This is a genomic window from Blautia sp. OM07-19 (genome assembly GCF_003481595.1).
Classification (GTDB): Bacteria; Bacillota; Clostridia; order Lachnospirales; family Lachnospiraceae; genus Blautia_A; species Blautia_A intestinihominis.
Map to the genome: position 1 here is coordinate 120428 of NZ_QULA01000008.1, position 24777 is coordinate 145204.

Below are 24777 nucleotides of genomic sequence, written 5' to 3' on the forward strand. Positions count from 1 at the left end.
GTCTGGTACTGTAGTGATGCATATTTACAATTACGGACAGGAAAGGTATAATTTATTATAATGAGATTGGAAGAACATGCTGCAAACAAAAAGTTATGGGGGATAAAAGGGAGTGCATACTGCGATTCCATTAAAAAAGTCAGTATACAGGAAGGGATTAAAAGTATTGGTGATGAGGCGTTTTGCGGCTGCGTCAATATGACAGAGATAAAAATTCCGGAAGATGTAGATTATATTGGTCTTGATGCTTTTTGTGGCTGCAAAAGTTTAACAGATATTAAGCTTCCAGATAAGATAACAGAGGTCCATGACGGTGCTTTTGAAGGTTGCACCGGCCTGAGAAAAATTGAAATACCTGAAGGCGTAATGGGAATTGGCGGATTTCAGGGATGTACAAATCTGGAATATGTGAAATTTCCAGAAACACTAGAGATAATAGGACCAAATGCGTTCAGAAACTGTAGTAAATTAAATAATGTGAAGTTTCCTGAGAAATTAACGCTTATTTGGTCTGGGGCTTTTGCAGACTGCACCAGTCTGACCAGTATTGAGATTTCGAAAAATGTTACTGAAATTAAATGGGAAACATTTGGGGGCTGTAAAAGTCTGGAGAGCGTAAATATTCTGAACAGCGCAACAATTTTTGGGAAAAATGTCTTTACTAAATGCACTGGTCTGAGAACTGTCAGATATTCCGGAACAAAAGAACAATGGGATGCTTTAAACCTGAATATTAAAAATGCAACAATTTATTACAATTATGACCCGACACATGAGCATTCTTACATACTTAAGGTCACAAAAGCAAGTTCATGTACAGAAAAGGGAAAGGGAGAAGAAACCTGTAAAATTTGCGGAGATCAGTATGAAACAGAGATTCCGGCACTGGGACATGATCTTGACCAGGGAGTTGTAAGCAAAGAAGCGAACTGTATAGAAGAGGGGATTATCACCTATTCGTGTCAGAGAGATGGATGTGGATATAAAGAAGAAAAGTTTATTCCAACGAATCAAAAACATGTTTATGGAAATGTTTCTTATAAATGGAGTGAAGATAATTCTGAATGTATGGCCTCGGAAGTTTGTTCTTTGTGCAAATATGAAGATACAGAAACGGTAAAGACTCAAGAAAAGATTGTCGAACAGGCAACATGCACCCGGGATGGAAAAATACAGTATACAGCGGCGTTTTCAAACAGTAATTTTCAAACGCAGAACAAAGAAGTGATTGTACCGCAGTCAGGACACAAAAATACTGAAGTCAGGTATGCAAAAGAGGCTACCTGTGAAAGAGATGGATATACAGGAGATGTATATTGCAAAGATTGTGGAGAGCTTCTGGCAGACGGAAACATTATCAGGGCGATAGGTCATCGTTGGGATAATGGAGTGATCGAAAAGAAACCAACCTGTACGGAGAAAGGTCAAAAAGTATATACTTGTTTCAGGTGTAATGCAACTAAAACTGAAAAACTTGAAACAGTTGAACATAAATGGAACGATAAAGAAACAACAGATTTAAAACCGACATGTACAACGTCTGGAAGAAAAAGTATTCACTGCAGTGTATGTGATGAAATTAAAGAAGATTCACAACAGATAATACCGGCAACAGGACATAAGTTTTCTTCATGGAAAACTACAAGTCAGGCAACTGTATTTGCACAGGCACAACAGTCGCGTTTCTGTGGTGTTTGTGGGAAAAAAGAAACCCGTAAAGTTGGAAATAAGGTAAAACCTACCATAAAATCTTCTGTGACAAGCCTTATATTGAAAACAAAGCAGAAAACAACAGCTGTAAGAATCAGTGGTCTTGCGAAAGGAGATTCTATTGTATCATGGAAGGCTAATAATACTTCTGTTGCAAAAGTTTCTGGAAAATCAAATGGAACCTGTACGATCACAGCAGGCAATAAAAAGGGAAGAGCTGTTATTACTGTAACCTTAAAGAGTGGATTGAAAAAGAAGATTCCTGTTACAGTTCAGACAACAGTTGTAAAAACAACTAAAATTACAGGAATTCCATCCAAAATTAACCTAAAAAGAAATCAAAGCACTACATTACGACCGATACTTTCGCCAATAACCAGTGGTGAAAAAGTAACATATAAAACGGGTAATATAAAAATAGCGACTGTAAGTTCAAAAGGACAGATAAAAGCAAGGGGAAAAGGTACCACGATAATTACTGTAACATCAGGTAAGAAAAGTGTAAAATGTAAAATTACTGTAAGATAATATCATCAGAAAGAGGTAATTGAGTTTTCAGTTGCTTCACTTTTTTGGTCAGATTTTGGATAAATCATTGACAGCTACATATACTGTACGTATAATAAAAGTACAGAATACTGTACAGGAAAGGAGGGGTGTACATGTTGGCCGTGAACTATACGAATTTACGAGAAAACATGAAAAACTATATGGATAAGGTCACAGATGATTACGAAACCATGATAGTTACTCGTAAAAACAACAGAAATGTGGTGATGATGTCAGAGGAATCCTACAATAATCTTATGGAGAATCTCTATCTTATGGAAGATCGGGCAAATTATGACTGGATCATGGAATCAAAGAAACAGTTACAGGCAGGAAAAGCAAGCGTTCATAAGTTAAAAGAGGTTGAATGATGAATAAGGTGTTTACACAGAACGGATGGGAAGACTACGTTTACTGGGAGACAGAAGACAAAAAGACACTGAAGAAGATCAATACTCTGATAGAGGATATATGCAGGAATGGTAATCAGGGAATCGGCAAACCGGAACCATTGACAGGTAATTTGGCAGGATTTTGGTCAAGACGCATTAATGATAAGGACAGGCTTATTTATCAGATAGATGATGAAAATGTTTATATACTGGCTTGCAGGTATCACTATACAAGGTGAGTGTGAGATGGTGAGGGGATGAGTGGAATGTATTGAGTGTGTGTGAACGGAGTGAGATTGACAATTTCTTAACATGTCGATACGCGACATGATATCTATTAACTCTGATATGCCAGCAGCCACAACAATTTTTACACCATGAAATCGGTTATATACACTGTTGCAGAATGCCGCCCTGAATCATCAATATCACAAGGGAACATCTCAAGAGTTACGATCACCGGAACGACAGAAGCAATCGGACAGTTTCACAGGTTTCACATCTGCTGCCATGTCGAAACTAACATACTAATACAGTAGAAATTAAGAAACGCTTTGCCCAGTTCGATCAACGGTACGATAACCAATCAGTGACACGGTAACTGGAAAATGCAGAATCTACAAGAATCCCTGATGAATTCTAGTGTACTGTCTCATTGACATTTCGCTAAATAACTTGCCTGTTTTCCCATCGAACTGCGTTGACTTCGCTCAACGATGCCACCGCATCGCCTCGTTCAGTCGCCTTGTCGATGAAAAAACATTCTGCGTTATTTAACTGAAAGTCAATGAGACAGTACACTAGGTATTCTGCTGATGTTTTTTACTGGTATCAGAGTAGATGAACTGGTTACACTGAAACACTCAGATTTTGAAGGAAATACAATAAAGATCAGGCGAACAGAAACGAGAGTAAGAGTAAATGAAAGCCACTATGAGTATCTGGTAAAAGAATTTCCTAAATCAAGTGCGGGTGTCAGGACAATTATAATTCCAGATTCGTATGCTTGGATTGCTGCAAAGCTGCAAGAATGTACAGCATTTCAGGAGTTTGTTTTTGTATCAGAAAGCGGAACAAGGATGACAACCAACGTGATAAGGCGAAGGATGGAAAAATCCTGCAAGGCGCGAAACTTACACCGAAGTCGCCGCATAAAGCAAGAAGAACATACGGAAGTATTCTGCTGGACAATAATGTGGACGAACGTATGGTAACAGATTTGAGGGGACATACAGATATTCGATGCACAGAGGGATATTATCACAAAAATCGAGGATCTATTGACCGGAATCTCCGAAAACACTGTAAAATAGGCAAAAAAATAAAGCTGATGACGGGAATCGAACCCGTGACCTCCGCCTTACCAAGGCGACGCTCTACCGACTGAGCCACATCAGCAATTACTTTGTGAAGCGTTTATCTGCCGCTCACAGTTGATAATATTAACAGAAGTACAAGAAGTTGTCAACACTTTATTTTAACTTTTTTTGATCTTTTTTGAGGAATACTTTTTGTTATTTTGATAGTTGCCAGTTTGAAAGGGACAGGGTATACTGGAACAGAAGAAAAGTAAAGGAAGACTTGAATTATGAGAAAAATCATACTTGCTTCGGCATCTCCGAGAAGGAGAGAACTTCTGGCGAATGCCGGAGTGATCTTTCAGGTATGTCCTGGGAACAGCGAGGAAAAGATCACGAAGGAGATTCCGGAAGACATCGTAAAGGAACTGTCCCTGCAGAAAGCAATGGCGACGGCGTTGAAATTTGACATGGAAGAAGGAACGGTCATTCTGGGAGCAGATACGATCGTATCTTTTGATAATAAGATCCTTGGCAAACCAAAGAATGAAGAGGATGCGGTAAATACATTATCCATGCTCCAGGGGAATACGCATCAGGTCTATACCGGAGTGACAGTTATGGAACGTAAGGATTCCAAATGGGAAACGATCACTTTTGCAGAATGTACAGATGTTTCTTTCTATCCGGTTTCCGAGGAAGAGATCAGGGCATATGTAGCAACAGGCGAACCGATGGACAAGGCAGGAAGCTACGGTATCCAGGGCGGATTTGGTGCTTATGTAAAGGGAATCCGCGGGGACTATACAAATGTAGTAGGCCTTCCTGTGGGCAGACTGTTTTACGAAACGAAGAAACATGGAATAGAATTACGAGGATAAGATCATGATAAAAGCATGTATTTTTGATCTGGACGGCACCCTGGCAAATACACTGGATTCTATGGCATACGTTGCCAATGAGATCCTCAGGGGAATGGGACTTAAGGAACAGCCGACAGAGAATTTTAAATATTACAGCGGTGAGGGAGCAGATATGCTGGTACGCCGCTGCCTCAAAGATGCCGGAGACCCGGAACTTACCCATTTTGAGGAGTGCAGGGCTCTTTACAGAAAGAAATTTGACGAGGATCCTTTATATAAGGTAGTTCCGTATGAAGGAATCAGGGACACACTTCAGACACTGAAGAATGCAGGAGTGAAGCTTGCTGTCTGCTCCAACAAGCCGCATATAGCCGCAGTCAAGGTGATCGACAAGATGTTCCCGGGATATTTTGACCTGGTGATCGGACAGAGCGATGCGATCCGCAGGAAACCGGCACCGGACGGTCCGCTTAAAGCAGCAGCAGAATTCGGTGCTTCTTCAGAAGAGTGTATGTATATCGGAGACACCAGGACAGATATGGAAACCGGTACAGCGGCAGGCATGCATACGATCGGTGCTTTATGGGGATTCCGTGACAGAGAAGAACTTGAAAGCAGCGGTGCAGAGATCGTTGCGGAGAAACCAGAAGATTTACTTAAGATATATGAGGGACTGAATCATGATCAAACTGGTTGCAAGTGATCTGGATGGGACTTTGCTGCTCAACGGAGCGCAGAGTCTGCCGGAAGAACTTTTTCCATTAATAAAAGAACTAAAAGAACTTGGCATTTTGTTTGTGGCAGCAAGCGGCAGACAGTATGCAAATATGAAGCGCATGTTTGCACCGGTGGTGGATGACATGGCGTTTATTGCTGAAAACGGCGGTCTGGCGATCCAGAATGAGAAAGTACTCTATCAGGACAGCTTTCCGAAGGAACTTGTCAGAGAAATCGTAGAAGCGATCTATGATAAGAAGGATGCCGACTTTACCTGTTCGACTAAGGATTTTTATTACATCCGTCCAAAGACAGAGCATTACAGAGACCTGATGCTGAATGTGGTCAAAAATAACTGCAAAGAGATCGATAGCTTTGATGAGATAACAGAGCCATGCATGAAAGTAGCTGTATACGAAAGGGAAGGAATCCAGGAGGATTCTATCCGGTACTGGAAGGAACGGTTCGGAGACAGATGTACGGTAGTGACATCCGGTTTTGCCTGGGTTGATTTTATCCCGTTTGAGACCAATAAGGCAAAAGGTCTCAGGGAATATCAGAAACTGCTTGGTATCAGACCGGAAGAATGTATTGTGTTTGGTGATGAGTATAATGACATTGCGATGCTGGAATCCGTACCATACAGTTTTGCCATGGCTCACGCGAAGCCGGGGGTCAAAAAAGCAGCGTCTTATCAGACAGAGCGCGTAGAATATATTCTTAAGAAACTGATCCGCGCAGGTGGAAACATAGAGGAGGTAATTAAATAATGTATACAGAAGAAAGCGTAGAAACATTTCTCAAAAACCAGGGACAGCTTTTTGACGAAGCAGTTGCATCTTCCTATGAGGAAGCAGAAGAATTCCTTGAAGACTGTATGGCGGTAGAGCTGAAAACGCTCAAAGAAGTACGTGCATACTTTGATGAAGCAGGTGCAGACATCAGTGGAATGACAGATGAGGAACTGGAAGATGCAAGTGAAGTATTTGTTCTTCCGTCAGGCGGATATCTTCTGGTAGAAGGGTGAGCCGATATTTGAAGTAGAAATTTTTTATGACAGGGAAAGGTTATGTAAAATAGAAATTACATAGCCTTTCCCTGTCATGCTATAATGACGATACGGGAAGTGGGGAATATAGTATCAATAAAAGGGTCATATCCGTGAATATTTGTGATAGAAACCCAAAAAGGAGGAAAATTATGAACAGAAGGAGATTTCTGGCGATCATTATGTCTGTGTTTATGATATTGTCGCTGCTGCCGGTGACAGTATTTGCAGAGACAACCGCCGCTGTGCTGGATGGACAGCTCAAGATCCAGGGCACGGCAGTAGCAGGAACGACATTGAAAGCAGATATGCAGGGGATAAAGAACGAAGGGATAACAGAGGACAGTGTCAGTTATCAGTGGTTTCGCAAAACTTCCGATGATGAAAAGAAAGAACAGCAGGGAGAGAAACCTGAACTGAAATCCCTCAGTAAAGAAAAAACTTATACGATCACCAAAGATGATATAGATTCAAAGATCGTTCTGACGATTACCGGTTTGGAGGATAAGGGATTCAGCGGCAGTCTGACAGCTGTGACAGCGACTGTTACAGAGACAGCAGATCCTAAAGCAGCAGAAACAGAACAGAATACAGAAGCTTCAACAGAGGAACAGAATCAGGATACCTCCACAGCAGAGGATGCTTCATCAGAGGAAACACAGGAAATTCCGGAGGCAGCGAATGATAACGAGGCCGGATCAGAATCTGTAGATGGCATTCCGGCAGCAACAAATGATGCAGAATCATCAGAGCAGGAGAATGAAAACTCTGAAGAAGAACTGGAACAGAACGAATATCAGGAAGAATTACAGCCTGCGGATGAAACTGGCAGCACAGAAAAGAACGAACAGGATTCAGAGGAGGCTGGAAGCACTTCTGTAGAAGGAATCCCGGAAGCAAAAGAAGATGGAACATACAATAACACAGAAGATAATACAGAAACAGAAAGTCCGTCAGATACAGATGAGGCATCTTATCAGGCAGAAGCAGAAGTCGGCGACGGAAGCAGTGATGTTTTGGCATTTGGCACGGTTGTTTCAGGACAGGAAGACGAACAGGCACAGTATGTGACCATCAAAAATACCGGTACAGAAACTCTGAATTTCATAGATATAAGCCCGGAGCATTTTGCAGTCCAGGATATCACCGAGCCTCTGGAAGCCGGTCAGAGCGTACAGGTATGGATCGCACCGCGGGTTGGAACAGAGCCTGGCAGTTATGAGGATACGATCACATATAAGACAGAAGAAGGAGCAACAGCTTCTTTCAAAGCACAAATGACTGTCGAAAGTGAAGATACACCGGAACCGACGGAGGTGCCGCAGGATACACCGACACCGGAACCGACAGAGACACCACAAGATACACCGACACCGGAGCCGACGGAGACACCACAGGATACACCAACATCGGAACCGACACAGGTACCGGCAGTGAGTAAGGTAAATGCCGATACAGGCGCGGCAGATTTTGGCAGTGTCGTAGAAGGCTATACAGAGGCACCGCAGGCACAGACGATCACACTGACCAATGAAGGCAATGCAGATGCAGTTCTGTCAGATATATACAGTGATCAGGGAGAAATTAAATATTTTGATGCGGCATTATCTGCACAGGAAATCAGTGCAAATGGAGGTACAGCAACATTTACCGTGCGCCCGAAGAATGGGCTGAGTGCCGGTACCTATACAGAGGCATTTACGATCAATGATACAACTTCCGGACAGGGGATCGTGATCACGGCAACGGTTACTGTAAATACAGCGAGCCACAGTCTTGGAATCTCAACAGATACACTTGATTTTGCAAGTGCAAAGAAAGGATACAGCGGAGTCAGTGCACAGCAGATCACTGTTACAAACAATGGAAATGTGGCAGAGACACTTGTACAGCCTTCTGCAAAATATTTCACGATAACAGCAGCCACCGGACTGACAATCCAGCCAGGAGAATCAGCGGTATTTACAGTAGCACCGAAGGATGGCCTGGACGTAAATAGTTATCAGGAAAATATCACGATTGCTTCAGCGGCGACAGAAACTGTGTGCAAGGCATCCTTCCAGGTACTCAAAGGAACTGTTTCTCTTACAAAGATCCAGAATCCATCAGAGATCAGCGGAATTGCAAATGGCACAGCCAAAGATGCACAGAAGCTGAAACTGCCGTCCACAGTAGTGATCGAGACTACCGGAGGAAAGGCCAAAGCCAAAGTAGCCTGGGATGTCAAGAACTGTTCTTATAATGCCGCTGATACAGCAGCACAGAGTTTTACAGTCAAAGGAGCAGTAACACTTCCGGATGGCGTGGACAATAACAATAATATAGATCTGTTAGCCTATGTTAAAGTAAATGTAGAAGCCTATACACCAAAGACTGTCTCCGCAGATGATAATAAGATAACAGGAATTGAGGTAAATGGCGTTTATACAACTCAGTCCAAAATCTCTTTCACAGCAGTAGGAGCAGGAATGGACAACAATTCTCCTAAGAAAGGTGATATCCGTTATGTTCCGCTGAACTGGACTGTCATCAATACAAATGCATGGGATAAAGCTCCTTATACAGCATGCTTCGGACTTTCCAAGAGCGGTGATTATACATTGAAAGTCGTTTTCCAGCAGCAGCAGTACAATGGCAAAAACTGGAAAAATACTGACAGTCAGGATACCAAACAGGTAGCTTTCAGTATTTCAGAGGCGAAGGTCACAGCACCGGGAACAAATCTTACTCCATCTGCAAATCAGAAAAAATCTGTCAAGACAAATGATCCAACGGATATCATTCCATTTGTGGTCATCTTGATTATTGCAGCAGGAGCTGTATACGGCGTGATCTATTACAAGAAGAAAAAGAAATAATAAAATATATTTTGTTAGCACTCATTTTAAATGAGTGCTAATTTTTCCTTGACTTTTGCAAAAAATGGTATTAGTATATATAAAAAATGAAATTAAAGAAACAAAGGAGCGTGTTTTTAAATGGCAGCAAAACATGGAAATTTGTCAATTAACAGTGAAAATATTTTTCCTATCATAAAGAAATGGCTGTATTCAGACCATGATATCTTTGTAAGAGAGCTTGTATCCAACGGATGTGATGCGATCACCAAACTTAAGAAACTGGAAGTAATGGGAGAGTACACTTTCCCGGATGACTATAAAGCAGCAGTTCAGGTAGTAGTGGATCCGGATGCCAAAACCCTGAAATTCATTGATAACGGTATCGGTATGACTGGTGATGAAGTAGAAGAATACATCACACAGATCGCTTTTTCCGGTGCAACAGAATTCCTTGAGAAATACAAAGATAAAACAACAGATGACCAGATGATCGGACATTTCGGACTGGGATTTTATTCTGCATTCATGGTTGCTGATGAGGTGCACATTGATACACTTTCCTATAAGGATGGAGCAACAGCAGTACACTGGACTTGTGATGGCGGTACAGAATATGATATGCAGGACGGCGACAGAACCACACCAGGTACAGAGATCACCTTATTCCTGAACGAAGAGAGCCTGGAGTTCTGTAATGAATACCGCATGCGTGAAGTAATCGAGAAATACTGTTCCTTTATGCCGGTGAACATCTACCTGTCCAAAGCAAACGCAGAGCAGGAATATGAGACGATTGATGAATCTGAACTTCGCGATGACGATGTAGTTGTAGAACACATCCACGAAGACGCCAAGACAGAAGAAAAGGAAAACGAAAACGGCGAGAAAGAAGTCGTAGAAGTTTCACCTGCAAAGGACAAAGTAAAGATCAACAAACGCCCGGTATCCTTAAGTGATCCGAATCCGCTGTGGATGAGACATCCGAATGAATGCAGCGATGAGGATTACAAGGATTTCTACCGCAAAGTATTTATGGATTACAAGGAGCCTCTGTTCTGGATCCATCTGAACATGGATTATCCGTTCAACCTCAAAGGTATCCTGTACTTCCCGAAGATCAACACAGAATATGATTCCATCGAAGGAACCATCAAACTGTACAACAACCAGGTATTCATCGCAGACAATATCAAGGAAGTCATTCCGGAATTCCTGCTCCTTCTCAAAGGCGTGATCGACTGCCCGGATCTTCCGCTGAACGTATCCAGAAGTGCCCTGCAGAATGACGGATTTGTTCAGAAGATTTCTGAATACATTTCCAAGAAAGTTGCAGACAAGCTGACAGGCATGTGCAAGACTGACCGTGAATCCTATGAGAAATACTGGGATGACATCAGCCCGTTCATCAAATATGGCTGCATCAAGGATGCGAAGTTTGCAGAGAAACTGCATGACTACATTCTGTTCAAAGACCTGGATAACAAATATATGACTCTCAAGGACTGCATCGAGCAGAACAAGAAAGAAGAAAGAGAAGAGACTTCCGAAACAAAAGAAGCAGAGTCAGAAGAAAAGAAAGATGATGATGAGAACAAAGAGCCGGAGAAGACAACCATCTTCTATGTAACAGATCCGGTACAGCAGAGCCAGTACATCAACATGTTCAAGGAAGCAGGCAAGAATGCAGTGATCCTGTCACACAATATCGACACTGCCTTCATTTCTCATCTTGAGCAGAAGGACCAGACCATCCAGTTCAAGAGAATTGATGCTGATCTTACAGAAGAACTCAAGGGAGAGGGTGCTGCAGATGAAGAGACAACAAAGACTCTGACAGATCTGTTCCGCAAGAGCCTTGGCAAAGAGAAACTCGAAGTCAAAGTAGAGAACCTCAAGAATGACTCCGTAGCTGCAATGATGATGCTTTCTGAGGAGAGCCGCCGTATGCAGGATATGATGAAGATGTACAACATGTATGGAATGGATCCGTCCATGTTTGGTGGACAGGAGACACTGGTACTCAATGCAAACCATCCGCTGGTACAGTTCCTCGGCAAGAATCAGGAGTCTGAACATGCAGCAGTGATCTGCGAGCAACTGTATGATCTGGCTATGATCAGCCATAAACAGCTTTCGCCAGATGAGATGACCAAGTTTGTTCAGAGAAGCAATGACATCCTGATGATGATTGCTAAATAAAATTTTATTAGAAAATGTAAGATTAATTTCCAAATTCCCGGATGTGGACAACAGTCAAAAACCACATCCGGGAATTTCTTTTGCATGATTGACAAATGGTACAAAAATTTTTATGCTATTTTTGTATGTAGATGTTGTTTTTGTCGAAAAATCGAGATATTTTTCCGGAAATGTAATCTTTTATCGAGGAAAGACTATTTTGCTAGGATATGAGAAATGAAGCAAAATATGTCGTATAATATTGAGAAAGAAAAAACCGGAGGGAAAAAGGTATGAGAAAAGTATATCGGTTGATACGGCAATTAGGAGTAACTTCCAAATATAAAGGTTATTACTATGTGGCAGAAGCGGTAAGAATGTTCATGGAAATTCAGGATCATCCTATAAAAATCACAAAAGATATATATCCATCTCTGGCAAAACAGTTTAAGTCCACACCGGTAAATGTGGAACATGATATCCGAACGGTGATCAATGTCTGTTGGGAATCAAATAAAGAAGCCATGAATGAAATTGCCGGTTATCCATTGCGTTATAAGCCGACAAACAGCGAATTTATAGATATGATGGCATATTATCTGATGCAGATGGAAATTGAGACGACGCATTCTGACAGAAAATTATATCCAGATTATAATATGGTGAAATCAATCTGATGTCCTCTGAAAAAATTCATCACAGCATTATCCCATGTAGTTTCGAAAGTTTTGTCCAGTGTAAAAAGTCTGGAAAAGGTACCCGTTGTACAGAATAATTCATGGTTTTTGTATTGAATATTCAGGAACAGATCCGAAATTTCATCGGCGGGAACAGACGGGTCTTCTGAAAGAGGAAGAAGCATCATCTGTTGGGGCGAAAGACGCATTACAAATTTAAACTGGAGAGGCGGGAGCTTTCCCCGTATGATGGAATAACAATAGGATTTTACATCTTTCCAGGAAGAGTAAATGTCACCGTTTTCAGATAACTGCTGTGCAGTATCAGTGTCAAAAAAATCCATATGTAGTTTTCCGTCTATATGGAACTGGTTAAAGGTTGTAATGGATGCTTCGGCCAGAGAAAATATATGGAAGGTATCTCCGATCAGTAATTTGTGCATAAAAGCTTTGGTAGTATTGATCTTGAGTGCAAGCATTAAAGAACTCCTTTCTGTTTACTGTTGCTTCTATTATAAAGCAGAACTGAAAAAAAGAATATAGTTTTTACAAAAACTCTTTTCAAACAATGGGCTATATGTTAATATAGATGTGGTATTCGAAACTACATATTACGGGAAAGAGGACGATATAATTGAGTTATAAGATTATTATAGATAGTTGCGGTGAATTGTTAGAAGAATGGAAGAATAATGAACATTTTGAATCGGTAGCGCTTACTTTGAATGTAGGCGGCGAGAATATTATAGATGATGAGACTTTTGATCAGGCAGATTTCCTTAAGAAAGTAGCTGCATGCCCGGAGTGCCCGAAATCAGCGTGTCCTTCTCCGGAACGTTATATGAGGGCTTTTGACTGTGAAGCAGATCATATCTATGCAGTGACACTCTCAGCAGAACTCAGCGGTTCTTATAACAGTGCAGTTCTGGGAAGTAATCTTTTGAATGAGGAGAAACCGGGCAGACAGATCCATGTTTTTAATTCCAGATCGGCTTCTGTCGGTCAGACCCTGATCGCGATGAAGATCCAGGAGTGTGAAGAAGCCGGGTATTCCTTTGAGAAAGTAATTGAGACTGTGGATGCATATATTGCAGGACAGCACACCTTCTTTGTACTGGATAATCTGGAAACACTTCGCAAGAATGGAAGACTCAGCAAAGCAAAGGCACTTGTTGCCAGCGCACTGAAGATCAAACCGGTCATGGGATCTACAGATGAAGGAAGTATCTGTCAGCTTGATCAGGCGCGCGGAATGAATAAAGCACTGGTCAAAATGGCAGAACAGATCGTAGCCAAGACACAGAATAGTGAAACCAAGACACTCGCGATCTCACACTGCAACTGCCATGAGAGAGCAGTCCTTCTTCGAAATGCACTTCAGGAGCGCATGAACGTGAAGGATATTGTAATCCTGGATACTGCAGGTGTAAGCAGCATGTATGCAAATGACGGAGGCGTGATCGTTGCCGTATAAGCCTGGAATATCCCGGAAAGGTACTTCACTTTTGGACTTTCCTGTGCTATAATGCAATGAGTACTTATATGCAGCAAAGGAGATTCGCAAATGAGTCAGAAAAAAGTAGACAGCTACAAAGCTGGTAAGAACAACCGCAGCAGAGCAGCCAGAAAAGAGAAACTGATCGACAGATTAGAGATCCTTGCATGGGTAGCAATCTGTGTGTGTATGGTTGCATGGATCGGATTTTCCGCATATGCAAAGATAACTGCCAAGGAAGCTTCCGTAGTGAAGGAAACGGTTGTAGATACTTCAGCGATCGATAATTATGTATCAGGACTTTCTTCCGATACACAATAAGCCAAATGAAAATGAACAATAAAAAACCCCGGCTGATCCAGCTGGGGTTTTTTGTTGAATGGTTATAAAACCTGAAGTATCGGATGTTAATTATAATTTTGTAACGTTAGCAGCCTGCATTCCGCGAGCGCCTTCTGTTAAATCATAAGTTACTGCCTGTCCTTCGTCTAAGGATTTGAATCCTTCGCCATTGATTGCAGAGAAGTGTACGAATACGTCAGCTCCATCCTCTCCTGTGATGAAACCATAGCCTTTTTCTGCGTTGAACCATTTTACAGTTCCCTTGTTCATGATGTTACCTCCATAAAAAATAAAAAGTTAAAAGACCATCTGACGACAAAAATCACCAGATTTTACAGACTATATTAATAATATATAATCTCTAAAAACTAGTGATTTTACATTAAGAATCTATTGGTCTATGTCTGAATTATATATCCGGTGGATAAAATTGTCAAGGTTATTTAAAAAAGACTTTATTAAATCAAATATTTCGTGTATGATGTTGGTGATAACGTATTGTACATAAATAATTACAAAGATAAATTCCAGGAGGAGCCGTTATGATTAACAAACTTATTGAAAAAATCCGTAAAACAAATGCACCGATCGTAGTAGGACTGGATCCGATGCTGAACTATATTCCGAAGCATATCCAGGAGAATGCGTTTGCGGAATTCGGGGAGACACTGGAAGGTGCTGCAGAGGCAATCTGGCAGTTTAACAAAGGCATCGTTGATGCAACTTATGATCTGATCCCGGCAGTGAAACCGCAGATCGCAATGTACGAACAGTTTGGGATTCCAGGGCTTCAGGCATATAAAAAGACCGTAGATTACTGCAAATCCAAAGATCTTGTAGTGATCGGCGATATCAAGAGAGGTGACATCGGATCTACATCCGCAGCATATGCAGTCGGACATCTCGGACATGTGCAGGTAGGAAGTAAGAAATATGCCGGATTTGATGAGGACTTTGCAACAGTCAATCCATATCTCGGATCTGATGGTGTGAAACCATTCATCGATGTCTGCAAAGAAGAAAACAAGGGACTTTTTATCCTTGTCAAAACATCTAATCCATCAAGCGGTGAATTTCAGGATCGAGTGATCGATGGCAGACCGCTTTATGAATGGGTAGGAGAGAAGGTTGCACAGTGGGGTGAAGACCACATGGGCAAAGAATACAGCTACATCGGAGCTGTTGTCGGAGCAACTTATCCGGAAATGGGCAAAATCCTCCGTAAACTGATGCCGAAGACATTTATTCTTGTACCTGGATACGGTGCACAGGGCGGCAAGGGCGCAGATCTTGTTCACTTCTTTAATGAAGACGGACTCGGCGCGATCGTAAACTCTTCCAGAGGAATCATTGCTGCATACAAGCAGGAAGCATACGCATCTTTCGGAGAACTGAACTATGCAGATGCATCCCGTAAGGCAGTAGAGGTGATGATCGAGGATATCAGCGGAGCACTTAACAACCGCTAAGATGATTTTTGGAGGAAGACAAATGAGCACAAAGACAAAAGAAAGTCTTAAGATCGTAAGTCAGGAGGAGATCGGCACAGGGATCTTCAGTATGTGGCTTCAGGCTGACCGTATGGCAGAAGCTGCCAGACCGGGACAGTTTTTATCCTTATACACAAGAAATGGAAGCAAACTCCTTCCGCGTCCGATCAGTATCTGCGAGATTGACAGAGAGAATGGCAGGATCCGTCTTGTATATCGTGTGACAGGCAAAAATACAGGAACAGAGGAATTTTCCAGACTTCACCCTGGAATCCAGGTGGAGGCAATGGGACCTCTCGGTAACGGATTTCCGCTTGAAGAAGCTGAAGGAAAGAAAGTGTTCCTGATCGGAGGAGGCATCGGAATTCCGCCGATGCTTCAGACTGCCAAAGAACTTAAGGCAGAGAAGACAGCCGTTCTCGGCTACAGAGATGAGCTTTTTCTGAATGATGAGTTTGAGAAATATGCAGATGTCTATGTGGCGACAGAGGATGGAAGTGCAGGAACCAAAGGGAATGTCCTCAACGCAATCAAGGAGAAAGCCCTGGAAGCAGAGGTGATCTTTGCCTGCGGACCGACACCTATGCTTCGTGCCCTCAAGGAATATGCAGCAGAAAAAAATATCACATGCTGGATCTCCATGGAGGAGCGTATGGCATGCGGCGTTGGAGCCTGTCTTGCATGTGTCTGCAGATCAAAAGAAATCGACGCACATTCTCAGGTGCACAACAAACGTGTCTGCAAGGATGGCCCGGTATTCTTAAGCACGGAGGTAGAGTTATGATAAAAACAGGCGTGACTCTTGCGGGAGTAGAATTAAAAAATCCTGTAATGACAGCTTCCGGAACCTTTGGATCCGGAGCCGAATACAGTGAGTTTGTAGATCTGAACCGTCTTGGTGCAGTTGTGACCAAGGGTGTTGCCAATGTGCCGTGGCCGGGAAACCCGACACCGCGAGTAACAGAGACAGCAAGCGGTATGCTGAATGCAATCGGACTTCAGAATCCAGGAATCGACCTTTTCTGTAAGAGAGACATTCCGTTTCTGAAGCAGTATGACACAAAGATCGTTGTGAATGTATGTGGAAAAAGCACCGAGGATTACTGTGAAGTTGTAGAGCGTCTGGGAAATGAACCGGTTGACCTCCTTGAGATCAATGTTTCCTGCCCGAATGTCAAAGAAGGTGGAATTGCTTTTGGACAGGACCCGAAAGCTCTGGAAGCGATCACTAAGGAAGTTAAGAAGTATGCAAAACAGCCGATCATCATGAAACTCAGCCCGAATGTGACTGACATTACAGAGATGGCGAAGGCAGCAGAAGCAGGCGGCGCAGATATTCTTTCCCTCATCAATACTCTGACAGGAATGAAGATCGATATTAACAGAAGGACCTTCGCACTGGCAAACAAGACCGGTGGAATGTCAGGTCCGGCAGTGAAGCCGATCGCAGTCCGCATGGTTTATCAGGTGGCGCAGGCTGTTTCTCTTCCGATCATCGGAATGGGCGGAATCGCAACAGCAGAGGATGCACTGGAATTTATCATGGCAGGTGCGACAGCAGTATCTGTGGGAACTGCAAACTTCTTCAATCCGTATGCGACTGTTGAGATTGCAGAGGGGATTGAGAAATTTATGGAAGCACAGCATGTGGAGGATATCCACGAGCTCATCGGAGCAGTAAAATAAAAAGTATCAAAGCATAGTAATAAGTAAATGTAAGATCACAAAATGGCAGGAAAGAGCACAGTGCTTTTTCCTGCTTTTTGTGGGAGAGGAGTAAAAGTGGAAAAAAATCGAACAAATGACATGACAACAGGGAATCCGATCAAACTGATCATTATGTTTATGATCCCGATGTTCCTGGGAAATATTTTTCAGCAGTTTTATAACATTGTGGATTCGATCGTTGCCGGACAGTTTATCGGTGTAGATGCACTTGCAGCGATCGGAAGTACCGGTTCGCTGATGTTCTTTGTGACCGGATGGCTGAATGGCCTCAGCAGTGGATTCGGAATCATTGTGGCACAGATGTTTGGAGCTAAGAAATATGATGATATGAGACATTTCGTAGCGATGTCCATCTATCTGATGTTTGGATTTGCGGCAGCGATGACGGTTGGATTCCTGGTATTCAATGTACCGATCCTGAAACTGATGAATTCACCGGCAGATCTGATGGGGGATGTCGCAGGATATATGGGGATCATCTACGCAGGACTTCTTGTGACAGCGGCATATAATACACTTGCGGCGTTCCTGCGTGCGCTGGGTGATTCCAAATCCCCGTTGTATTTCCTGATCATTTCCGCAGGAATCAATGTGATCCTTGATGTTGTCCTGATCCGTTTTGTGGGAATGGGCGTAGAAGGCTGCGCGTATGCAACTGTGATCGCGCAGGGAGTCTCGGCAGTCTGCTGTCTGGTTTATATCAAGAAAAAATATCCGATCCTTCATCTGGAGAAGAAAAACTTTGAATTGCGCAAAGGCAGCATGAGTAAGCTTCTGATCCTTGGAATCCCGATGGGACTTCAGTTTTCTATCACAGCGATCGGAACCATTATCGTACAGAGTGCGGTAAATATTTACGGGGCTACCCACATGGCAGGATTTTCTGCGGCAGGAAAGATCCAGAATGTCATCGGCATGGTGGCTGTTTCCATGGGTGCGACGATCGCGACTTATGTCGGACAGAATCGTGGAGCAGACCGTATGGACCGCGTAAAACAGGGTGTGAGATATTCCTGCATCATGCTTCTTGTCTGGAGCGTGATCCAGATGATTCTTGTGTATTTCGGAGGAAAATATTTCACCTACCTGTTTATCAATCCGTTCGAGACAGAGGTGATCCAGGTGTCTGTGACTTATTTCCACACGGTATTCTGGGCGTATCCATTCCTGGACATGATCTTCGTATTCCGAAATGCACTGCAGGGAATGGGATACGGACTTGTTCCGATGCTCGGAGGTGTTTTTGAACTGGTCGCAAGAACCCTGATCGTTGTATTAGTCGCAGGCCATACAACTTTTGCCGGAGTCTGTCTCGCAGACCCGGCAGCATGGATCGCAGCACTGATCCCGCTGATTCCGTATTATTTTTATACTATGAAAAAATACAGCACAAAGGCAGAGTAGACAGCGTAAAATCAAAAATCAGGCAGATTTATTTATAGACAAATACCAGGTTTTATGTGACAATAAACTTATCAGATTATTTTGAAGATAAGGAGGATTTTATGAAAGGGAAAAGAATATTTGTATTTGTGCTTCTGGCACTGTGCATCTGTTTTCTGCCGGCGAGAAATACGGAAGCGGCAGTGAGTTACAGAAATCAATTTGTAAAGGCACAGAATGGAAATATCAGTTATTTTAATTCCAAAGGTGTAAAAGCGAAAGGAATAATAACTGTAAAGGGCAGGAAATATTATATGGATTCAAGAGGAATCCTACGTACTGGATGGCGTAAGGTCGGACAGAAATATTATTTCTTCGGACAGATAAATGGCGGGGCTGGTTACATGAGAACTTCTGCCAGAATTAACGGGATTCAGGTAAGAAAGGATGGCAGCGCATCTTATAACAGGACACAGCTTCAGAAATTGAATCTTATGGTCAGGGCAAACCAGATCGTAGATGGAATTACCAATAACAGAATGACAAAACCACAGAAATTAAGAGCATGTTTCCGCTATATTGTAAATTATAATTATGGAGACGGTGGAGATTTTGCCGGAGGTTCAAACTGGGATATTTACTATGGCAGCAGGGTGCTTAGCAGAAGAAGAGGTGACTGCTTCGGATTTGGATGTGCATTTGCATACCTGGCTGATGCAGTAGGGTATACATCATATGCAGTTTCATCTGGTGGACATGGATGGGCAGAAGTAAACGGGAGAGTTTATGATGCAAACTGGGCAAAAGCAACCGGCAGGATCGACTGGTATTGTGGAATGGACTACAATCTCAGCGGCAGAGGTGGTCGCCCGAATTACAAACCAAACAGAGTATATGTGAAACGTATCTGATCAGGCGGCAGTGAATGGAGTAAACAGTTTGTTATTTGAACAAAAGTATGATAAAATAAAATGACATTCAACAATTGATAAGTATGAACAGTTAATATGGAGGAATGAATCATGGAAGCATACAAGCAGGAATTTATTGAATTTATGGTAGACAGCCATGTACTGAAATTTGGAGAATTCACACTCAAGAGCGGAAGAAAGTCTCCGTTTTTTATGAATGCAGGTGCATATGTGACAGGTTCCCAGCTTAAGAAACTCGGAGAATATTATGCAAAGGCGATCCACGACAAATACGGTGATGACTTTGATGTGCTGTTCGGACCGGCTTACAAGGGAATTCCGCTCAGCGTAGTAACAGCGATCGCTTTCAGCGAATTATACGGTAAAGAGATCCGCTACTGCTCTGACCGTAAGGAAGAGAAGGATCACGGCGCAGATAAGGGAAGTTTCCTTGGAAGCAAACTTCAGGATGGAGACCGTGTCGTAATGATCGAAGACGTAACAACTTCCGGTAAATCCATGGAAGAAACTGTTCCGAAGGTAAGAGGAGCAGCAAACGTAGAGATCATCGGACTCATGGTATCTCTTGACCGTATGGAAGTCGGCAAGGGCGGCGTGAAGTGTGCACTCGAAGAAGTTCATGATCTGTACGGATTTGAGACAAATGCCATCGTAACAATGGAAGAAGTCATCGAACATCTCTATAATAAAGAATACAAAGGAGAGATCATCATCAACGACGACCTCAAGAAAGCAATCGATGCATATTACGCACAGTACGGCGCAAAATAAAAGAGTCTGCTGTCAGAAGGATATTCAGGAGGAATGAAGTTGAACGAAAAAATCTACAAAACAATGGCGAGAACAGGAGGCTGCAGCGTTGCAGTCGGGATCGTCACTCTTGTTACCGGAGTTGCCGCAGGAATCCTCATGATCGTCAGCGGCGCACGCCTTCTCAAAAGAAAAGGCGACATTTTGATCTAAGAACCGGAGGCGGTATAAGGTTAGGATAATATAATATGTCAAAAAACAGTGCAAAGCGCAGGATTAAACATCTGGGGACTATGCTGTTTGTCTTATACATTCTGCTGCTGATCTATTTCCTTTTCTTTTCAGAGGAATATGGACGGGTCGCAGCAGAAGAAAGAGTATACCGGTACAACCTGATCCCGTTCGTGGAGATCAGGCGGTTCTGGACCTACAGAGAGCAACTCGGGGTGTTTGCGGTTGTTACAAATCTGTTCGGGAATGTGATTGGATTTGTTCCCTACGGATTTATTCTTCCGGTCATAGCAAGGAAGTGCCGCAGCGGATTTTTTATCATTTTGTCAGGATTCGGACTCAGCCTCGTCGTGGAGACGATCCAGCTTATTACGAAGGTCGGATGTTTCGATGTGGATGATCTGATCCTGAACACACTGGGAGCGGCACTGGGGTATCTGGCTTTTGCCGTTTGTAATTACCTGAGGAGAAAACGTTATGGCAAGAAGATATAGATATGCGATCATAAAGAAAAAGGAACCAGGTAAGGGGAAGCTGTCAGTGGGGCTGGCGATTGCTTCCCTCCTTCTGTTTGTAGCGGCAGTGGCCGTGGCTTATATAGCACAGGAGAAATTTGGTTTTATCGTAGGCGGGCTCTGTCTGTTTGCAGTGCTGCTTTCTGCTTACGGCTTTGTGATGGGACTTATGAGCTTTTCTGATGAAGAGTGCATGCATCGGACCAGCGTTGTGGGATCGATCCTGAACGGAGTGATCACAGTAGGATGGCTGGTCTTTTTTTTGATGGGAGTATAAGAGATGGATATGGAACGTTTACAGAAACAGATGGATTTTATCGTTGAGGTGGACAAAGTAAAGCAGATCATCCGGCAGACCTATCTGTCAGATGCAAGCCGTAAGGAAGACGATGCAGAACATTCCTGGCATCTGGCACTGATGGCAGTTCTTCTCAGCGAATATTCCAACGAGGAAGTAGACCTTAAGAAAGTTGTACCGATGGTGCTGATCCACGATCTGGTTGAGATCGATGCGGGCGACACCTACGCATATGATGAAGCAGGCGCGCAGACTAAAGTGGAACGGGAAACAAAGGCGGCAGACCGCATTTTTGGAATGCTTCCGGAAGATCAGGGCAGATGGTTCCGGGACCTCTGGGACGAATTTGAGGCATATGAGAGTGCAGACGCCAAATTTGCACACGTGCTTGATAACTGCCAGCCGCTTCTTCTGAACGATGCTTCCAATGGCAGAAGCTGGGCAGAACACGGTGTCCGCAAAAGCCAGATCTACAAACGAAATGAGCATACTTCAGAAGGTTCCAGGGAAATCTGGAAGTATATGCAGAAATTAATAGACAAACATGTCGAACTCGGACATGTGATCGATGAATAAGAAACAGAAAGGAAGACGAATTTGGACGAATTACTGATGGAACGTTATCATCTGGCAAAAGACCGGATCAGTGAGATCTGCACAGAAAAGACAGCACAGCCAGATTTTGAGGACTTTTTCAAAAAGACAGCCGCTTTTTTGACAAAGACGGCGGCTATTCTCGAGAGAGAAAAGGAAGGACTGACAGAAGAAGAACTCGCACAGGAAAACAGAGAACTCTACGAAGAACTTTTTCCGGAAAACTATGGGACCTGCTATGGAAATCCTTCCTACGCAGCAGTGAAACTGGGCGAATACGGCAAGGCGTTTTGTTTCCTGTATGCAGAACTCCGCGGTACGATCGCATATGCATATGAGAAAAAATGGTGGGATTATACCATCGCTGCAGAGCTTTTTCTGGAAATCTATGCTGCCTTTGAGGACAGCGAACTTCCGGCAGTGAAGACCGTGGAGGATATTCTGCGCTCCTATGTGAATGACTACTGCCAGGATCTGATGGAACAGAGAATCGCGGAGGCCGTTGACCCACAACTCGATTTTGCAGTCCGTATTATCATGGATTCTGATCTTTCAGATCTTAAATATCTCTACGCTTATGGAGAATATGTTTCTGCAAATGAGAGAGGTGTGGCAGAATTTCTGAACAGCCTTTCCCAGGAACAGATCGACAGCATGGCAGAAACCTATACAGAAGGATATCGCATCGGCTTTATCAACGGAAGAAAAGACATTACCAGGAAAAAAACAGTCAACATCCGCTATAATCTCGGATTTGAGAGAATGGTAAGATCTGCGATCCTGAAATTCCGTGCAATGGGACTGGAACCTGTCATCTACCGTCATGCGACACATGTAGTCAACAAGCGGGGAAATGCAAGAATCGGCTTTACCGGCGGCGTTGCAAACACGCAGTATGAGTATGATCACAGACAGGACCAGGCACTTTTCCTCGACAGTGATTTTGTACAGCGGAAACTGCGCTCCATGCAGAATGCTTACGAGAATTATAAGGAACTGGCAGCAGTACACGGCGGTCCGGCATGCATTGAGACTTTTGGAGAGGAACCGTTTGCACCGGAGACCAAGGCTGAGGCGTGGACACTTTCCGAGACACAGCAGAAGCAGCAGGTGGAACTTGACAATGAATCCGGACAGATCGTCAACCGCTATATCAAGGGAGATGAGAGAAGCTTCACGATCATTGCTTATCCGATTCCTGAGATCGGAGAGAAGTTCCCGGAGATCTTTGCAGAGATCGTCAAGATCAACACTCTGGATTACAAATTATATGAGCGGATCCAGCAGACGATCATTGAGACTCTGGACACCTGCCAGTGGGTAGAAGTCAAGGGACGCGGCGACAATGAGACGGACCTTATCATCCACCTGCATGATCTCGAAGATGTGAAGAAGCAGACGAATTTCGAAAACTGTGTAGCGGATGTGAACATTCCGGTAGGAGAAGTATTTACATCTCCGGTACTTGCAGGAACAGGCGGAATCCTTCATGTCAAGAAAGTATATTTAAATGGTCTGCAGTTCCGTGATCTCAAACTGGTATTTGACTGCGGACAGGTCATCGATTATACCTGCTCAAACTTTGAGACAGAAGAAGAGAACCGCGCGTATATCGAGGACAATATCCTGTTCCATCACGCCAAGATCCCGATGGGCGAATTTGCGATCGGTACCAACACGACAGCCTACGTTGCTGCTGAGAAATACGGCATCGCGGACAAACTTCCGATCCTGATTGCAGAAAAGATGGGACCGCATTTTGCAGTGGGCGACACCTGCTACAGCTGGGCAGAAGATACTCCGGTATTTAACCCGGACGGAAGAGAGATTATTGCCCGCGACAACGAGATCTCCGCACTGCGTAAAGAAGATATCAGCATGGCATATTATGGCTGCCACACCGATATTACCATTCCATATGAGGAACTTGGAAATATCAGCGTGATCGACGAAGAAGGCGAAAGCACTCCGATCATCGAGAACGGATGTTTTGTACTTCCTGGTACAGAAGAACTCAATAAACCTTTTGAAGAGTAAACTTTATATACAAAAAGAGTTTGCGTATCTAAATATTTCTTTTCCGGAATTATGTTGACACAAATTTAGAATCTTAGTAGAATCAACCTGGGATAGAAAAAAAGGAGGCCACCAATGAAAAAAGTTGGAATTGTAATGGGAAGCGACTCAGATATGCCGGTTATGAGCAAAGCGGCAGCAATTCTTGACAAGCTGGGCGTTGAGTACGAAATGAAGATCATCTCTGCACACAGAGAACCGGACGTGTTCTTTGAATATGCAAGAAGTGCAGAAGAAAGAGGATTCAAAGTAATTATTGCAGGTGCAGGAATGGCAGCACATCTTCCGGGAATGTGCGCAGCGATTTTCCCGATGCCTGTGATCGGTATTCCAATGCATACCACTTCTCTGGGAGGACGTGATTCACTGTATTCTATCGTACAGATGCCATCCGGAATCCCGGTTGCAACAGTTGCAATCAACGGAGGGGCAAATGCAGGACTGCTGGCAGCCAAGATACTGGCTACTTCAGATCCGGAACTTCTTGAGAAACTGAAAGCATACAGCCAGGAACTGAAGGAACAGGTAGAAGCAAAGGATGCCCGCCTTCAGGAAGTTGGATATCAGGCTTATTAAATATACGGCCACGAAAACCAAGTGGCATAATATTAAAATCTTAAGAAAGGAAAAGCTATTTTAGATGAAGACCTATAACAATAGGTGTGTACCGA

Annotated in this window: 26 protein-coding genes, 1 tRNA gene and 1 pseudogene; 25 read left to right on the forward strand and 3 right to left on the reverse strand. The window is 43.2% G+C overall.

The window, feature by feature from the left end:
* The first annotated feature begins 60 nt into the window (after positions 1 to 60).
* The 4 genes and pseudogenes from DXC01_RS08130 to DXC01_RS21440 all read left to right on the forward strand — a co-directional run.
* The gene (locus tag DXC01_RS08130) at positions 61 to 2238 is read left to right on the forward strand and encodes a leucine-rich repeat protein (RefSeq protein ID WP_118698683.1); all 2178 of its coding nucleotides are present in this window, start codon (positions 61 to 63) and stop codon (positions 2236 to 2238) included.
* 134 nt (positions 2239 to 2372) lie between these two features.
* The gene (locus tag DXC01_RS08135) at positions 2373 to 2630 is read left to right on the forward strand and encodes a type II toxin-antitoxin system Phd/YefM family antitoxin (RefSeq protein ID WP_118698684.1); all 258 of its coding nucleotides are present in this window, start codon (positions 2373 to 2375) and stop codon (positions 2628 to 2630) included.
* The gene (locus DXC01_RS08140; protein WP_118698685.1) at positions 2630 to 2890 is read left to right on the forward strand and encodes a Txe/YoeB family addiction module toxin; all 261 of its coding nucleotides are present in this window, start codon (positions 2630 to 2632) and stop codon (positions 2888 to 2890) included. Before DXC01_RS08135 ends, DXC01_RS08140 begins: the two co-directional genes overlap by 1 nt.
* 576 nt (positions 2891 to 3466) lie before the next feature.
* Positions 3467 to 3909, forward strand: a pseudogene (locus tag DXC01_RS21440) (tyrosine-type recombinase/integrase); the annotation flags it as partial.
* Between the two features lie 67 nt (positions 3910 to 3976).
* On the opposite strand, the gene DXC01_RS08150 reads toward DXC01_RS21440, so the two are convergent.
* Positions 3977 to 4049: transfer RNA gene (locus DXC01_RS08150), tRNA-Thr, on the reverse strand.
* A 190-nt stretch (positions 4050 to 4239) separates the two neighbouring features.
* On the opposite strand from DXC01_RS08150, the gene DXC01_RS08155 reads away from it, so the two are divergent.
* The 7 genes from DXC01_RS08155 (at position 4240) to DXC01_RS08185 (ending at position 12272) form a co-directional block, all read left to right on the forward strand.
* Entirely contained in the window at positions 4240 to 4830 is a 591-nt protein-coding gene (locus DXC01_RS08155; RefSeq protein ID WP_118253039.1) for a Maf family protein, read from the forward strand.
* Between the two features lie 4 nt (positions 4831 to 4834).
* On the forward strand, positions 4835 to 5515 hold the full coding sequence (locus DXC01_RS08160; protein WP_022214705.1) for an HAD family hydrolase: 681 nt from the start codon (positions 4835 to 4837) through the stop codon (positions 5513 to 5515).
* Positions 5493 to 6299, forward strand: coding sequence for a Cof-type HAD-IIB family hydrolase (locus tag DXC01_RS08165; protein ID WP_022214706.1), 807 nt, complete (start codon positions 5493 to 5495; stop codon positions 6297 to 6299). Before DXC01_RS08160 ends, DXC01_RS08165 begins: the two co-directional genes overlap by 23 nt.
* On the forward strand, positions 6299 to 6556 hold the full coding sequence (locus DXC01_RS08170; protein WP_022214707.1) for a hypothetical protein: 258 nt from the start codon (positions 6299 to 6301) through the stop codon (positions 6554 to 6556). The genes DXC01_RS08165 and DXC01_RS08170 overlap by 1 nt, the downstream gene beginning before the upstream one ends.
* A 173-nt stretch (positions 6557 to 6729) precedes the next feature.
* Positions 6730 to 9435, forward strand: a complete 2706-nt coding sequence (locus DXC01_RS20565) for a hypothetical protein (RefSeq protein ID WP_022214708.1) — start codon at positions 6730 to 6732, stop codon at positions 9433 to 9435.
* 120 nt (positions 9436 to 9555) lie between these two features.
* Entirely contained in the window at positions 9556 to 11616 is a 2061-nt protein-coding gene (gene htpG / locus DXC01_RS08180; RefSeq protein WP_022214709.1) for a molecular chaperone HtpG, read from the forward strand.
* Between the two features lie 272 nt (positions 11617 to 11888).
* Positions 11889 to 12272, forward strand: coding sequence for a sporulation initiation factor Spo0A C-terminal domain-containing protein (locus DXC01_RS08185; RefSeq protein ID WP_022214710.1), 384 nt, complete (start codon positions 11889 to 11891; stop codon positions 12270 to 12272).
* Here DXC01_RS08185 and DXC01_RS08190 read toward each other — a convergent pair.
* The gene (locus DXC01_RS08190; protein ID WP_022214711.1) at positions 12248 to 12751 is read right to left on the reverse strand and encodes a DUF5721 family protein; all 504 of its coding nucleotides are present in this window, start codon (positions 12749 to 12751) and stop codon (positions 12248 to 12250) included. The two genes, DXC01_RS08185 and DXC01_RS08190, sit on opposite strands and share 25 nt — an antisense overlap.
* A gap of 155 nt (positions 12752 to 12906) precedes the next feature.
* On the opposite strand from DXC01_RS08190, the gene DXC01_RS08195 reads away from it, so the two are divergent.
* Positions 12907 to 13746, forward strand: coding sequence for a DegV family protein (locus DXC01_RS08195; RefSeq protein ID WP_022214712.1), 840 nt, complete (start codon positions 12907 to 12909; stop codon positions 13744 to 13746).
* A 90-nt stretch (positions 13747 to 13836) separates the two neighbouring features.
* On the forward strand, positions 13837 to 14088 hold the full coding sequence (locus DXC01_RS08200) for a hypothetical protein (RefSeq protein WP_022214713.1): 252 nt from the start codon (positions 13837 to 13839) through the stop codon (positions 14086 to 14088).
* A 90-nt stretch (positions 14089 to 14178) separates the two neighbouring features.
* On the opposite strand, the gene DXC01_RS08205 is transcribed toward DXC01_RS08200, so the two are convergent.
* The gene (locus DXC01_RS08205; RefSeq protein WP_005425201.1) at positions 14179 to 14379 is read right to left on the reverse strand and encodes a cold-shock protein; all 201 of its coding nucleotides are present in this window, start codon (positions 14377 to 14379) and stop codon (positions 14179 to 14181) included.
* Positions 14380 to 14651: 272 nt separating this feature from the next.
* Here DXC01_RS08205 and pyrF point away from each other — a divergent pair, with 272 nt between their 5' ends.
* The 12 genes from pyrF (at position 14652) to purE (ending at position 24682) form a co-directional block, all read left to right on the forward strand.
* Positions 14652 to 15578 carry an orotidine-5'-phosphate decarboxylase gene (gene pyrF, locus DXC01_RS08210; protein ID WP_022214714.1) on the forward strand — a complete coding sequence of 309 codons (927 nt, stop codon included), beginning with the start codon at positions 14652 to 14654 and terminating at the stop codon, positions 15576 to 15578.
* A 22-nt stretch (positions 15579 to 15600) separates the two neighbouring features.
* Positions 15601 to 16383, forward strand: a complete 783-nt coding sequence (locus tag DXC01_RS08215; protein ID WP_118253043.1) for a dihydroorotate dehydrogenase electron transfer subunit — start codon at positions 15601 to 15603, stop codon at positions 16381 to 16383.
* Positions 16380 to 17285, forward strand: coding sequence for a dihydroorotate dehydrogenase (locus DXC01_RS08220; RefSeq protein WP_118253045.1), 906 nt, complete (start codon positions 16380 to 16382; stop codon positions 17283 to 17285). Before DXC01_RS08215 ends, DXC01_RS08220 begins: the two co-directional genes overlap by 4 nt.
* A 120-nt stretch (positions 17286 to 17405) precedes the next feature.
* The gene (locus tag DXC01_RS08225; protein ID WP_118698699.1) at positions 17406 to 18731 is read left to right on the forward strand and encodes an MATE family efflux transporter; all 1326 of its coding nucleotides are present in this window, start codon (positions 17406 to 17408) and stop codon (positions 18729 to 18731) included.
* Positions 18732 to 18832: 101 nt separating this feature from the next.
* Positions 18833 to 19621 carry a hypothetical protein gene (locus DXC01_RS08230; RefSeq protein ID WP_118253047.1) on the forward strand — a complete coding sequence of 263 codons (789 nt, stop codon included), beginning with the start codon at positions 18833 to 18835 and terminating at the stop codon, positions 19619 to 19621.
* Positions 19622 to 19732: 111 nt separating this feature from the next.
* Positions 19733 to 20413, forward strand: a complete 681-nt coding sequence (gene pyrE / locus DXC01_RS08235) for an orotate phosphoribosyltransferase (protein ID WP_022214719.1) — start codon at positions 19733 to 19735, stop codon at positions 20411 to 20413.
* Positions 20414 to 20452: 39 nt separating this feature from the next.
* Positions 20453 to 20605, forward strand: coding sequence for a hypothetical protein (locus DXC01_RS20275; RefSeq protein WP_173905107.1), 153 nt, complete (start codon positions 20453 to 20455; stop codon positions 20603 to 20605).
* 35 nt (positions 20606 to 20640) lie between these two features.
* A complete protein-coding gene (locus tag DXC01_RS08240; protein WP_022214721.1) occupies positions 20641 to 21117 on the forward strand; it encodes a VanZ family protein in 477 nt (158 codons plus the stop codon).
* Entirely contained in the window at positions 21101 to 21415 is a 315-nt protein-coding gene (locus tag DXC01_RS08245; protein ID WP_118253049.1) for a hypothetical protein, read from the forward strand. The genes DXC01_RS08240 and DXC01_RS08245 overlap by 17 nt, the downstream gene beginning before the upstream one ends.
* A gap of 9 nt (positions 21416 to 21424) precedes the next feature.
* Complete coding sequence (locus DXC01_RS08250) at positions 21425 to 22012, forward strand: HD domain-containing protein (RefSeq protein WP_118253071.1); 588 nt, start codon at positions 21425 to 21427, stop codon at positions 22010 to 22012.
* Positions 22013 to 22048: 36 nt separating this feature from the next.
* The gene (locus tag DXC01_RS08255; protein WP_118698700.1) at positions 22049 to 24067 is read left to right on the forward strand and encodes an aminopeptidase; all 2019 of its coding nucleotides are present in this window, start codon (positions 22049 to 22051) and stop codon (positions 24065 to 24067) included.
* 114 nt (positions 24068 to 24181) lie between these two features.
* Positions 24182 to 24682: a 5-(carboxyamino)imidazole ribonucleotide mutase gene (gene purE, locus DXC01_RS08260; RefSeq protein WP_022214725.1), complete on the forward strand. Its 501-nt coding sequence runs from the start codon at positions 24182 to 24184 to the stop codon at positions 24680 to 24682.
* Positions 24683 to 24777 lie beyond the last annotated feature (95 nt).